The organism is Desulfobulbaceae bacterium, from assembly GCA_013792005.1.
GTDB lineage: Bacteria > Desulfobacterota > Desulfobulbia > Desulfobulbales > VMSU01 > VMSU01.
The window spans coordinates 1-13,160 of sequence record VMSU01000206.1; the positions used below are offsets into that span (position 1 = coordinate 1).

Below are 13,160 nucleotides of genomic sequence, written 5' to 3' on the forward strand. Positions count from 1 at the left end.
TATATCGGCCCTTTTGCTTAGCCATCCCGTGACTTTTTTGCGAGACCATCACACTTGATCAGTCGCCAAGAAAAAAACTATTCAGAAGCCAAAATCAGATGAAATTCACCCCGAACGGTTGTTCTCCCTGGGGGTCCTGCAACTGCCGTTGACCTGTTTTCAACTCCCACAGGTACTCATTTACCTTGTGTTGCAGGCACAAGGTGCCGCACATGGAATGGGCATCGAAGTGACCAGAGGCAATCAGCCGCATGACCTCCCGGTAGCGCTCACCCTGCCAGATATCTTTGAATGAGGCGTCGGCAATATTGCCGATATGGTAGGTATTATATTTACGATTAAACAACATGCCGCAAGGGGCCACTAGTCCGGAGCCGGAGAACTGCATAATGAAGGCCGGGCCGTAGCACTTGCTGTAGTTGCGCTTGCCGCCGCTCAGGATCTTCGACCATTTGGCCTGGACCAGGTAGTCGCTATCGGAGAGCGCCTCCGCCTCTTTGAGCAAAGAGACCAAATCAAAATAGCGCTCGTACTCAACTCCCAGGCTACCCCCCTCATCATCGCTGCAGTGCTTGATCACCAGGTAATCAACCCCCAGGACCTTGCCCAGGCGTGCAAGCGGCAGCACCTGATCGGCAAAATCAGGCATCAACACCATCTGCAGGCCGATCATGGTGGACAACTGCTGCTCTTTTTTAACCTTAACCGCGACCTTGACCGTTTCACACACCTCATGAAACAGCTCCTCCCGGCAGCCGTGTATCTCGGCATAGCGTTTCGCCTGACCTGCTGAGATGTTGAAGCGGAGATAGGTCAAAGCCGACAAGATCTCGGGGATCCTCTCCCGCTGCAAGAGAGTGCCGTTGGTGCCGAGCGCCATATCAAGGCCATTGTGCCGACCATGAAGAATGGTGTGATAGAGATGCGGTGAACAGGTACTCTCGCCATCACTCACCAGGCTGATGGCCTTAACCCCGATTTCGGCCGAATCATCAAGAAACCTGGAGATGGACTCCCGGGTCAAGCGCTTCTCGTCGTTAGCTTGGAGCTGCCCATAACAGTAGACACAACGCAGGTTACAGGCCCTGGTCAAAGCGCAATCGATGGTGATCGGGGCGATATGCTCGCCGGCAAGCCAGGCCTCGACCCGCTCACGGTGCCATTCAAGCTTATGACCGTCGAGGATCAGGTTACTCGTCCCGATCATAAAGGTCTCTCCGCTCAACGAGCATAATGGGCGAATCAAGCTGCACAGCCAGCCGGTAAGCCTCTGTCACCTCGGCTGCGGTAGTCAGATCCATAACCGGAAACGACAGCATACGTCTGAAGGCCTCGGTAAAATCTTGAGTATGCTGCGGCCCAGGGTCCAAGGGTTCCCGCCCACCAACCGTGGCCCGGATGATAACCGGCGTCTTGAACTGACCCTGGGACATCGTTTCAATCTTATCCAAATGATTGACAATGGCATCCAAAGCATTGAGTACAAAATCATGGCGCTCATAAAACAGCACCGGACGATAACCGGTAAGGGACATACCGATGGCCAGTCCCGCCATCAGATTCTCCGCCACCGGAGTCTCGATGCACATCGCCTCCGGCACTCCACTTAACGTGCCATAGGCCCTCGACCCGAAGCGGACATTATAGCCAAGAAAAACTCTCCGCTCATCCTGAGCCAGGGTGGCCATCGCCTGTTGTATCGCATCACGGTATGTCATTTACATAGCAAGGATAAAGGTTGAATTATGGTAACTGCTCAGGTTGTCGGTTTACGGTTGACAGTTGACGGTAATTGGGTCCTGCCAATGGCTAAGAACACACTGACATTGAATATCATGCGATGATTTATGACTAACCATGATTCTTTTAACCGTAAACCGATAACTGATTACCGTTAACCTGTGTAGTTACGAATAATTCATAATTTCTGTAAGTCTGTTAACCGTAAACCGGTAACTGATCACCGTCAACCTAGGTAGTTACGAATTACGAATGATGAAGGTGACCCCAAATCAACTCGCGGCTCAAAACGAAGATTCCTCGATCTTTTTGCCCCCAAACTCGATCATATTCCCGGTTCCGGTGCCAACATGAGGAAAGGTGGGGATGTACGAATAGCGGCGGACACAGGCAGGCCACTGCAGGGATGAAAGGCCATGGCGTTCTGACTTGGGGGTCTCCACCGAACGGTTGTTATCTTCCACAACAAAGACGCACGGCAAATCGTGACCATCCACATACCGCACCGCCTCATAAAAATGCCCCTCATCTTCGGCCCCGTCACCGCCAAAACACCAGACTTTCACCTTACTCCCCTGCCGCTTCAACGCCAGGGCCACTCCAGCAGCGATAGCAGGGGCTCCGGCGACAATGGCCGAGGTTAAAAAATTTATCTTCCGATCGAAGACATGCATACTGTCACCAGCCAGGATCATCCGTTCCAATTCTGCGGGAGCCCCACCGGCTAAAAGATAATGATAATGGCTGCGATGGGTCGAGAAGATATAATCTCCCGGATGAATCTCGCGGTAGATGGCGATCAACTCTCTCTCGTTCCCCCCAGACAAATGAATGGGGTATGGAATTTTAGCTTCTTCAAACAGATCAAAGATCCGCTTTTCGAAACTGATCAAACTATCAATGAGTGATACTTCGGTCTGGTTTTCGTTCATATGAAATCGTCCCGCTCCTCTGGCGATACCACCCGGTGCAGATACCGGTTGATCGCATCCAGCCGACACCCCTGTCGGCACTCCTTGATGTTCCGTTTTTTCATTGCCTCCAGCACCTTCTTCCGCTGCTCCCCGGTCCAGATCTCGGCAAAACTCTGCTGCTTCAGATCCCCATAGATAAATTCGGGATCATTATAGAAGAGATTGCAGGGGATGATCTGGCCATGGGCATTAATCAGTGCAAAAAAAGGCAGTCCATGACAGAGGCCATAGTCAGCGCTATCGGCCAGCCGCAGCATACTGTTGCTCCGAAAAAAAACCGTAAACGTCTCTGACTCAAAGGCCTTGAGCTGGGGTTCCAGATGAAGATACTGCTGATAATCCAGATAGTATCGATTAGAGCTTGATGGGTGCTGAGAATAAGGCTTGACCTGGAAATTGTCGGCCCCGGCATCTTTCACCAACTCGGCTAACTGAAGCACCCCATCAAAGGCTTCAGGCAACAACAGTATCTGGACCCCGATATCCACCTTCAAATTATTCTGACGCTTAAACTCGGCGGCATAACGGATATTGGCCAGTACCCGCTCGAAATCCCCTGCTTTTGTTTGATGAATTGCAGCATACTGTTCGGCCGTCCCGGCATTAACACTGAAGCGTATCCACGACAGATAAGGAAGACAGGCTTCGGCCTTGTCCGGGGTCAACGGCACGCCATTGGTGGTTACCGCAACCTTGATGCCATGAGCATTGGCCACCCGGATAAACAAAGGGGCATCCCGATGAAGGAGGGACTCACCCTCCCCGGCAAACATAATCGACTTGACTCCATGTGCCGCCATGTCGGCAAGTGACTGGACCAAGACCTCACTGTTAATGTCCACTCCGCCCCGCTCCAACCAGTCGAGGGCACAGAACACGCAACGGTGATTGCATCGGTTGGTCAGACCTATTTCGACATAGACCGGGAAGCAATCCCCCCGCTCCTGCCACTGGGCCACCCGGGCGGGATGATACTGGAGTTTATGAGAGTCTATTCGGTTTGTTTTTGACATAATGTGACTACTCAAGTGGTCGGTTTGCGGTTATCAGTTGACGTTAGATTATTACCAGATGACTGGCACCATGAGTCTGTTAACCATCAACCAGAACCTCATCAAATATTTCGTCACCTCAGCATGACTTTAGCTGAGATCCAGTGGATCCAACGACCTGGATTCCGCATAGAATCTTCGTAACCGTTCACCAGTGACATCAAAACCACAGGCAACCTCGAAGCTGTAAACGTTCAGCAGAGCTGCAGATTCACGGAATAATATCACCGTATTTCCACAGCACAGCTCCCCATCTGGAGATAACGGTTGGTCTTGAGCTTAACATCACAGGGATTGCAGGCGCCAAAATTGTCGCACGGCCTGAAGGCATCAGTAATCTCAAGCTCCGAATCGATAACTGAAGCGATGCTACTCTCCCGGCGATAAAGATCCCGATGACAACGGTAGATACCGCCGCCCGGCCCGATCAGAATTTCCTGGGTCCGGCACTCGACCTGCTTTAGCTTTCCATCCAAGGCCTCGGAATACTTGAAATGACCGAAAAGCCGCCCGTCAGACATCCCCAGAAAATCCTTCACAAAAAAGAATATTCGGTTATCACAGGCCATCTCAGCCATTTTCATGTTCTGTTCGATATTCGACGGATGGTTGAGTCCAAAAATCCCGATGCTGAATCCCGCCTGCTGCAGCTTGATCACCTTGGCAAGCAGCTCAGACGCGTCCATGCGCTCAACATGATAACTCACCCGAATCGCCTTGTAGGCCGGGAGTTTGCAGCGGTTGAACCGCCCAGGCGAGGTCTTGGCGATGAAGGCGTCGATATCAAACTCAAGGTTTGTCAAAAGATCGATGGCAATATCCGGCCGCAAACGATCGAGCAGTTCGAAAAACTCAGGATAGAGGGTGGGCTCACCTCCGCCCAAGGTCAGAGGATTATCACCGAATTCGATTCGGTTTAAGCCCTCGGCCCATTGCCTGGCGCTCAACTCCTCCCGCTTTCTGGCTGCCTTGCCCGAACGTTCATTAATACAGTAGACGCACCCCAGATTGCAGCGCAGGGTAAGATAGGCCTCAATATAGTTATACCGCTCCGGCAAGATCACCTTCTTCATCCGATTGCTGTCCCTAGGTGTCGGTAACGATCCCTATTCCTGATCCGCACATCATAAACCAAAAGAGCGATGGTCCTGATGACCCCAAGGATATTGTTAATACTGAAAATTGCGGTCTTATTGGTCGGCTTGATCTGAACACCAAACTCGGTATAACTGCACCCTGACTTGATCAGCTTGATCAGTATTTCAGCATTATAGGCAAAATCCTGAGATTTGACCTCAAGCCCCTGGAGCAGTTTGGTGGGATAGACCGCATTGCCATTGTAATATTTCAGCTTAAGCACGAACAGGTGGTTCAGCAACCAGACAAAGGCATTGGAAATAACCTGTCGATGCCATTGCCTGACCTCCATATTAGTCGTGTAGGAGATGATAATATCGGCCTTGCCCGCCAGGTTGATCGCTTGGGCAAGAGAGTGCCAGGAATTTTCATTGTCTCCGGGAAACAACACAAAATAGTCCATCCGCGCCGCCCTGACCCCTACCATGTAATTAGCGCCAAGACCAACCCACTGTGTCTGATGGATCACCCGAATCTTCGGATTGGCGACCGCAAGCTCGTCGGCAATTCGCCCCGTGTTATCGCTGCTGCAGGCATTGAGAATAATGATCTCGAAATCACCCCCATAGCCCTCGACCGCACTCAATGCCCCGGCCGTGGCATTGGCCAGATTGCTCTCTTCATTAAACGCAGGAATAAATACTGTAATCGACATCCATACCTCCGGCGCCAACAACCAATTAAAGTTGCCCCAGCCATGTTTTCTGTGTAGAGTTATCAGGAAGATAGCCCGAGCATATGTCTTAGCAGGCACAAAAACCAAGGAAGGCCGTTCCTGCTGTAAAGTGTGCGCACGTGTCGCCTGACTAACGCACTTTTTACCTCGAATATATTCATTGTACGATAACTTTCATTAAAAAGGAGGGTGTCCCATGAAAAAAATTATTGCGTTTACGCTAGGGTTATTTCTGACTCTACTAGGAACTGGTATGGCCGATGTCCCCGGGTTCATGAAAGAACAGATGGGCACACTAAAAGGTATCGTCTACGTCAAGGACAAGCCCTTCACCGACGCCATCGTCGCTTTTTTCGATAAAAATGGCGGCCCGCCGCCGATCACCGGCAGCGCCCGCCGGGTACCGGACGCCATCGACCGCTCAAGCGCCAAAGGAGAATTTTCCGCAAAACTGCTTCCTGGGACCTACTTCATGGCCACCATGCAACGCGATCCGAAGAAAGGCTTTGGTCCACCCCGAGAAGGAGAAGAATTCTTTTTCATGCGTGACGACACTGGCAAACTCCGTGAATTCACGATAGAAACCAAAAAGACGAACGATGTCGGCAGGACCGATGGCCTAGCCCCTGGCGCTTTTGAGGAGTTCAAAAGCTTTATCACCATTAAGGGCAAAGTGACCAGCGACGAGGGGAAACCTTTGGCCGGGGTCTTAGTCACCTTGAAAGACAACGTGGAGGCCCCCCGGCCTAAGTTTATCTCCCATGCCACTGGGGATGACGGCACCTTCTCCGTCAAAGTCCCACCGGGTAAATATTATGTCATGGCTCGAGAATCAATTGGCGGTGGCAAGCCAGGGATCGGCACCTTCATCGGCTCTTACGGCAAAACCGACCCCCTTGGCGAGGCTGTGACCCCCAATATGGGCAGTCAACCCGGCGCCTCTGCCGCGGCAAAAGATATACAAAGTGCCGGCAGCGGTCAGGCAATAGCGGTAGAAGGCAAAAATGGCGCGGTAATCGAAAACGTCAATATCCAGATGTTTAAGATTCCCGACCCAGTCGCGACCCGCGAAAAGTATGAAGCCGAGGCAAAAAGCCAGGCAGGCCTGCCCCAGCAGCCGCCAGTGTTCATCCTCGATCCTGCTGAAAAGAAATAGTAACCCAACACCCAAGGTCCCCATTATTGTTGGGTTACGGCCTGGCGGCCTAACCCAACCTACAAAGATACTCACACACCCCATATAGAGGAAGATTCGTGCCATCAGGAAGACCACCCCCCTTACTGCTCATCATGGTCCTACTGACTACCATTATCCTGCCGACTCGGCTTCAAGCTGAAGTACTTACTGCCAATACCGTCTGGCAGGGACAAGTCCATCTTACCGACGATGTGCTCGTTCCTGCCGGAATTACCCTGACTGTCAAAGCGGGCGCCGTGATCACGGCCTCCCCTGCCGAGAGCACCAAGATCGACCCCGAGTATCTTTCCCATCAAACCGAAATCCTGGTCCGCGGCATCCTCAAGATTGAAGGCACGCCAGACTCTCCTGCTACCTTTGCCTCAGATAGCGTATCCGCAGACGATGATACCCGCTGGGCGGGGATCATCGTTGACGGCGGCACCCTTGAAGCGACATTCGCAAAAATCAACGGCGCCGAGACAGGGGTGTATGTCTTTAAGGGACGAGCAGCACTGACTTCAGTTGTGGTAGACAAGAACCATTACGGCATCATCGCCGACGGCAAAGATGCCCACATCACCTTGTCCCAAGCCACGATAAGCAAAAACGACTATGGTGTTTCCACCTTCAACCGGGCGATCATCACTGAAGATACCGTCACCATCAAAGATAACCACAAAAAGGATCGCCTTGCCAGCCAGGCAACTGCGGCCCAGGTCGCCCCAATCTCCTTAAGCCTGCCTTCGCCCCCCCTCACCCACGCCTACACCAACGAAACTCTGATGGGAAACACCATCTGGCGGGGCCGCATCAGCGTTAACGGCCAAGTGCGGCTGCCACCGGAAGGACGGCTGATCATCATGCCCGGCACAATCATCGAGTTCGGCAAAACCGACACCAACGACGATGGCATTGGCGAAAACGGCATCTTGATCCAAGGCGCTCTGATTGCCAAAGGCACCAAGGAGCGGCCGATCCTCTTCCACTCTGCCGAGAAATCCCCGCAAATGGGCGACTGGGACTCAATCAATATCCTAGGTAGCGATCAACAACGTAATGTGATTGAGTTCTGTCAGATTGAAGATGCCTATCGCGGCTTCCACTTTCACTTTTCAGCCGTGGCGGTCACCAACTCGGTGTTGCGCAACAACTATCGCGGCGTCCAATTTCAGGAATCGGTGGTGGAACTTCGCGACAACCAATTCTACCACAACAAGAGCGGCCTGCAGTGCCGAGATTCCGATGTCACCCTGACACGCAATCAGCTCTTTGACAATATCATCGGCGCCAACCTGTACCGTCTCAACCTCCAAGCCCGCGACAACACCTTTGCCAATAACCGCTGGGATGGCTTACGGATTCGGGAGGGAGCGGCAACGGTCGAACACAACAAAATGATCGGCAACCGCTTTGGCCTGCAAGTGGCCGATGCCGTCTTTGGCCGGTTCAATCGCAACCTGATGACCGCCAACATCGAAACCGGCCTGGCGCTACGCAATACCGACAACATCGAGACCAGCGCCAACGCCATTGTCGGCAATGGCATAAACGGCCTGATTATCCGCGAAGCGCGAGGGACCGTGACCGGCAACTTCATCGCCGATAACGGTGAACGCGGCATCGGCATTCAGTCCTTTATTGGTCAGATCAAGGCCAACACCATCGTTGATAACGGTCTCTACGGGATCGGACTGGAAGGAAAGGACGACATCGCAGCCACCGGCAACTGGTGGGGCGACTCAAACCTGGACAAAGAGATCTTTGACCACCATGATGACTTAAACTTGGGTCTGGTGACCTTTGAACCTCGTGCGACAGCGCCACTGCCCTTTGCCTGGCCAACTGCCGAGATCCCAGTCAATCTCACCTTGAGCAACGAAATCACGGTCACCTCTACCATTACCGTGCCCCAGGGGGCAACACTTGCCATCAAACCGGGAGCCACCATCCGCTTCGCACCTGAGGCCGGGATGAACATTCTTGGCCGAATTGAGGCGGGGGGCACGAAAGAACATCGGATCACCTTTGCGCCTCTTGACGACCACGGGCCATCCAGTTGGGGGGAGATCAAGATGGAGCGGGCCATGGGCAGCTTCTTTACCAACTGCGACTTCAGCAAGGCGACGTGGGCGCTCCACAGTCACTTTGTCGACCTCAAGGTCAGCCACTGCCAATTCGATGGTAACGATGGAGGTATCCGCATCAACAACGGCCCTGTTGATATCAGTCAATCCCGCTTTCGCAACAACCGTATCGGTTTCCGATCATTTCAGGGAATCGCCACCATCCACAACAACGAGTTCACCGGCAACGAGACAGCCATCTTTGTCAGAGAAAAAGGTAGCGGGACAATAATCAACCACAACAACCTTACGGATAACGGCATGTACGCTATCCGCTTAGGTGATTTCAATGACGAGGATGTTGATGCCCGCCACAACTGGTGGGGAGGAAAGCCGGTCCTGGACCAGGTTTTTGACGGCCACCGCGAAGAGTATATCGGCACGGTGCTCTTTGATCCGGAACTTAAGGCGCCGATTACCCTCGACTGGAGCCCCACGGGAGGAGACCGCCCATGAACAGACGTGCCCTGATGCTGGTCCTGACACTAATCACCCTCCTCTGTCCCAGCATGGTCGTGAGCGCGGACTTTGTCCTTTCCGGAGTCATCTCCGATGTCAACGGACAGCCTGTGAGAAGCGCTGAAGTATCGCTCTATCGCAGTAAGAACGTCAAGAAACCCGCGGACTTCGCCTCCAACCGAACGACCGCCGATGGCGCCTATAGTGTCACCATCCCTCAAGGAAACTACTGGGCGGTTGCCGCCCTTCGCAAAGGGGAACGTCGCTTTGGCCCGCTGGAACTCGGAGACAAACACTCCGGAGACCCCGTGGAAGTGATCGCCAAAGCAGAAATCGATCTGACTCACAACTTCATAGTCATGGATCTGCGAGAGGCGGCAAAACAAAATCAGAAAAAAAACACCGATCTTTTCCAATTAAGCGGCCGGATAATAGACCAGAACGGCTCTCCTGTGGTCATGGCCTATATCATGGCGGATAAAAACCCACGATTCAAAGAGATGCCGAGCTACATCTCGCCCTGGACCGACTCAAGCGGCGGATATCTACTCTTGCTGCCCCAAGGAAAATATCACCTCGGGGCTACCACGACATACCCTCCCGAGCCAGGCCAAACATTACCCATCGCAATTGACCTCTCTGTCGACACCGATAACGTTGATCTTAAGATAATCACAGAGGATACAGGCAAACCAACAGACCACACTGACGCCGACTAAAGATTACAGACACTGAGTGCCCAGCACACCAAAAGCGTCAATGCCGACCGGGCATCATCAAGAATCCACCTCGACGACAGATCACATTTCACTCTCAACCCGATTACGGCCGTTATTTTTTGCTCGATACAACGCCTGATCCGCCCGTTGAATAATCTCCTCCCACGAAAACTCATCCCCACGAAAAATCGCCACCCCAAAAGAGGCGGTAAAACGGACCTGCAGAGAGGCATCCTCCCGGTGTTTCATAACCTGCGACTCAACCATCCGGCGCAACCGTTCTGCCACAAGCATAGTGCCTGGAGAGTCAGTTTCTGGCAGCAGCACCACGAACTCTTCACCACCGTAACGATAAATAACATCCACTTCACGCAAGCAGGACCGGAGCATTCTGACAAAAGACTTCAATGCCTCGTCACCTACAGCATGTCCGTAGCTATCGTTAATCCGTTTAAAATGGTCGATATCGGCCATGACAAGGCCGAACTGACGACCGTAACGCTTACAGCGAGCTAATTCATCAAAAAGATCTTCGGCCATCGCAAACCTGTTCATGACACCGGTCAAGGGATCACATCTGGTTTTACGCTGTAATTGAGAAACCTGCTGTTCCTGACTCTTCAGTCGACTCTCTGCCTCCTCCAGTTGCACTTTCATCTGATTATTGGCATTACGCAACTCTGATAGATCTTTCTCAAGCAGTTCCCATACGACTGGTCCGACCAACTGCTGGATTACATCATTTTTATCATCCAATTGACCGCCGTGTTGATCTATTCCGGCTCGGTACCGCTTGATCCCCTCATTGAAATCGATGATCATGGAGGTCAGTCCATTCACCATGACTGTGGCTGCCTGACCTGTGGGAAGAGTCGCCACAAGGTGATTGACAAGCTCTGACTCCCCCATTTTTATAGCAGTATTGTAAAACACTTTTTCGTAGTTCGGAGGGATGGCAGGCATAGACTCTGACACCAGCTGAGTAAGAGCTTTTCTGGCAATTTCAGAAATCCTCACCAAATCCAGCAGCTCAGGATTAACCGAATCATCCATTTCGTTACGTATCTTGTTGTCATTTTTCATATGAGTTCTTTCATCTTTATTAAGAGAGCGCCATCATTTATTATTTTGTAACTACAAAGGTTAACGGTAATCAGTTATCGGTTTACGGTTAAAAGAATTATGATTAGTCATAAATCATCGTATGATACTCAATGTCAGTATGTCCTCATCCATTGGCAGGACCCAATCACCGTCAACCGTCAACCGACAACCTGAGCAGTTACATTATTTTTATGTCCCGACCTGAGAGTTCCATCCCGGTTCCCACACCGGTCGCACGAGATTTGTACCCTCTAGGGCCAACAACACACCAAGCGTAACTATTTTTTTAAGTCCATGCCGTCCTTTGCCCCCATACCTTCCTGTGACAGATTGTGTGGCAGAGTAATCCTTATTAACTCCTCGTGCAACGCACGATCCTCTGCCGATGGAGCAACAACTGCGATTTCAGCGCCCCAATCAGCCATGGCCAGCGCCTCGGGGATACGCCCCAGGTTTTTAAGAATACTTGCTTCTACAAAGGCAATTTTAGAAAACACCTCATGCCGGTTTTGCTGCAGCGCACTCCGCATCGCCTCGCCAATATCCTCCAGCGCAAGCTGATATAAACCGGCGCGATTACGGTACACAGCCCGGACATAATAGACCTCGCCATAACGTTGAGGCTGCATTTCAATAATTCTGGAAGTCAACGTCTCCGTCGTGCTCCAAACAGGAATCTGGCGCACGGTAAGAACGCAAAAAATCAGAAGCTGGCAGAGGATAAGGACCAATCCCAGCAATGAATAGCTGATCGTTCTTTTGGAGTGGAGGCGATCCACCAGCCAGACAGAACCACCGGCCCAGATAAGCGACAGACCAAGCGCCGGCAGATAGCTGTATCGATCAGCAACCCACTGACCTCCGACTTGAATCAGACCCAGCATTGGCATAAGCGTTACGACATAATAACAGAAAAGCGCGGGCCACATCCGCCAACGCCTGCCGACCAGCGCCACCGTCAACAACAGTCCAGCCATCATCAGGAGATACAACAAATATTCACCTGGCGCTGTTGAGGCAACATTTCCAGGATGGCCATAAAAAGGTCCCAGATCGAAGGGCCAGAGGGTCTTGGTCAGGTAGAAAAAAAGAGCCTTACAGGCAATAAGCACCCTGGAGGACAGATCAAGCTCAGCGAACACCTTGGTGGCGCCCCGCTGGGACTGGAGCGCCAAAAAAGAAGCGATCACGGAGAGCATCACCAACGGGATTTTGTCGATCTGCGTGCGAATAAAACCACCTCGTACCGAACGACGGCCAAGAGGATACCAGTCAATGATGCACAAAATACATGGCATGCTGACGGCTGCGGACTTGCTCATCAAGGCAAGGGATGACAAGGCGAACGTAACCCAATAGCTTCTAAATCTCCAGAAAGGGACTGACACCCTGGCCTGAGACTGATAGGCGTAGCGAAGATACCACCAGATCGCCGCTGTCACAAAAAACAGACAGAGGACATCTTTACGTTCACTGATCCACACCACTGACTCGACCCGCAAAGGGTGAAGTCCAAAAAATAAAGCCCCGATAATACTGCCGACCACTATGCCGCGCTGGCTTCGCCCCTCTTCTGGATGCTCCTTATAGGCTGCGCTGAGGAGCACGAAAAAGAGATGACAGGCCATCAGCACCGTAAGACTGTGAATCAGACTATTGGTAAGATGATAGCCAAATGAGTCAAGCTCCCAGAAATAGCGGTCAACCGCCAAGGACAACAGGGTCACTGGGTGCCAGTTGCCCTCATGAAAAGTGGTGAAGGCCCACCATACCGTACGCCAATCAAGCTGTGAAATATGTTGATTATTGACCACGTAGGCATAGTCGTCGAGGGCAACGAATTGGTAGTTACGCGCGGAGAAAAAGAGCAGAAACGTCACCACTGCCGCCAGAAAAGCCCCATAGGAGAGCAAAACAGTGGAAGAGCACGCTGAAGGCATAATCTCAGTTCTTTCCATCACAACAACTCCATGGGACAACACCATTAAATATTAAA

11 protein-coding genes are annotated in these 13,160 nt (G+C 51.9%); 3 read left to right on the forward strand and 8 right to left on the reverse strand.

What is annotated here, in order from left to right; genetic code table 11:
- Window positions 1-94: 94 nt before the first annotated feature.
- The 6 genes from FP815_13165 to FP815_13190 all read right to left on the reverse strand — a co-directional run bounded on the left by FP815_13165 (window position 95) and on the right by FP815_13190 (window position 5,558).
- Entirely contained in the window at window positions 95-1,207 is a 1,113-nt protein-coding gene (locus FP815_13165; GenBank protein ID MBA3015874.1) for a radical SAM protein, read from the reverse strand.
- Complete coding sequence (locus FP815_13170; GenBank protein MBA3015875.1) at window positions 1,191-1,718, reverse strand: hypothetical protein; 528 nt, start codon at window positions 1,716-1,718, stop codon at window positions 1,191-1,193. Before FP815_13170 ends, FP815_13165 begins: the two co-directional genes overlap by 17 nt.
- A 306-nt stretch (window positions 1,719-2,024) precedes the next feature.
- Window positions 2,025-2,672 carry a hypothetical protein gene (locus FP815_13175; GenBank protein ID MBA3015876.1) on the reverse strand — a complete coding sequence of 216 codons (648 nt, stop codon included), beginning with the start codon at window positions 2,670-2,672 and terminating at the stop codon, window positions 2,025-2,027.
- A complete protein-coding gene (locus FP815_13180; GenBank protein ID MBA3015877.1) occupies window positions 2,669-3,727 on the reverse strand; it encodes a radical SAM protein in 1,059 nt (352 codons plus the stop codon). The genes FP815_13175 and FP815_13180 overlap by 4 nt, the downstream gene beginning before the upstream one ends.
- Before the next feature lie 263 nt (window positions 3,728-3,990).
- Window positions 3,991-4,839, reverse strand: coding sequence for a radical SAM protein (locus FP815_13185; protein MBA3015878.1), 849 nt, complete (start codon window positions 4,837-4,839; stop codon window positions 3,991-3,993).
- On the reverse strand, window positions 4,836-5,558 hold the full coding sequence (locus FP815_13190; GenBank protein ID MBA3015879.1) for a glycosyltransferase family 2 protein: 723 nt from the start codon (window positions 5,556-5,558) through the stop codon (window positions 4,836-4,838). Before FP815_13190 ends, FP815_13185 begins: the two co-directional genes overlap by 4 nt.
- A gap of 217 nt (window positions 5,559-5,775) precedes the next feature.
- On the opposite strand from FP815_13190, the gene FP815_13195 reads away from it, so the two are divergent.
- From FP815_13195 to FP815_13205, 3 genes are all read left to right on the forward strand, one after another.
- Window positions 5,776-6,735, forward strand: coding sequence for a carboxypeptidase regulatory-like domain-containing protein (locus tag FP815_13195; protein MBA3015880.1), 960 nt, complete (start codon window positions 5,776-5,778; stop codon window positions 6,733-6,735).
- A gap of 98 nt (window positions 6,736-6,833) precedes the next feature.
- Complete coding sequence (locus tag FP815_13200) at window positions 6,834-9,338, forward strand: right-handed parallel beta-helix repeat-containing protein (GenBank protein MBA3015881.1); 2,505 nt, start codon at window positions 6,834-6,836, stop codon at window positions 9,336-9,338.
- Entirely contained in the window at window positions 9,335-10,060 is a 726-nt protein-coding gene (locus FP815_13205) for a carboxypeptidase regulatory-like domain-containing protein (GenBank protein MBA3015882.1), read from the forward strand. Before FP815_13200 ends, FP815_13205 begins: the two co-directional genes overlap by 4 nt.
- 81 nt (window positions 10,061-10,141) lie before the next feature.
- Here FP815_13205 and FP815_13210 read toward each other — a convergent pair whose 3' ends face one another.
- Together FP815_13210 and FP815_13215 are read right to left on the reverse strand one after the other, a co-directional pair.
- Window positions 10,142-11,143 carry a GGDEF domain-containing protein gene (locus tag FP815_13210; protein ID MBA3015883.1) on the reverse strand — a complete coding sequence of 334 codons (1,002 nt, stop codon included), beginning with the start codon at window positions 11,141-11,143 and terminating at the stop codon, window positions 10,142-10,144.
- 299 nt (window positions 11,144-11,442) lie between these two features.
- The gene (locus FP815_13215) at window positions 11,443-13,122 is read right to left on the reverse strand and encodes a hypothetical protein (protein ID MBA3015884.1); all 1,680 of its coding nucleotides are present in this window, start codon (window positions 13,120-13,122) and stop codon (window positions 11,443-11,445) included.
- Window positions 13,123-13,160 lie beyond the last annotated feature (38 nt).

Excerpts from the sequence above, each read along its gene's own strand:
- FP815_13165 (MBA3015874.1), bottom strand. The coding sequence starts at position 1,207 with ATGATCGGGACGAGTAACCTGATCCTCGACGGTCATAAGCTTGAATGG.
- FP815_13170 (MBA3015875.1), bottom strand. The coding sequence starts at position 1,718 with ATGACATACCGTGATGCGATACAACAGGCGATGGCCACCCTGGCTCAG.
- FP815_13175 (MBA3015876.1), bottom strand. The coding sequence starts at position 2,672 with ATGAACGAAAACCAGACCGAAGTATCACTCATTGATAGTTTGATCAGT.
- FP815_13180 (MBA3015877.1), bottom strand. The coding sequence starts at position 3,727 with ATGTCAAAAACAAACCGAATAGACTCTCATAAACTCCAGTATCATCCC.
- FP815_13185 (MBA3015878.1), bottom strand. The coding sequence starts at position 4,839 with ATGAAGAAGGTGATCTTGCCGGAGCGGTATAACTATATTGAGGCCTAT.
- FP815_13190 (MBA3015879.1), bottom strand. The coding sequence starts at position 5,558 with ATGTCGATTACAGTATTTATTCCTGCGTTTAATGAAGAGAGCAATCTG.
- FP815_13195 (MBA3015880.1), top strand. The coding sequence starts at position 5,776 with ATGAAAAAAATTATTGCGTTTACGCTAGGGTTATTTCTGACTCTACTA.
- FP815_13205 (MBA3015882.1), top strand. The coding sequence starts at position 9,335 with ATGAACAGACGTGCCCTGATGCTGGTCCTGACACTAATCACCCTCCTC.
- FP815_13210 (MBA3015883.1), bottom strand. The coding sequence starts at position 11,143 with ATGAAAAATGACAACAAGATACGTAACGAAATGGATGATTCGGTTAAT.
- FP815_13215 (MBA3015884.1), bottom strand. The coding sequence starts at position 13,122 with ATGGAAAGAACTGAGATTATGCCTTCAGCGTGCTCTTCCACTGTTTTG.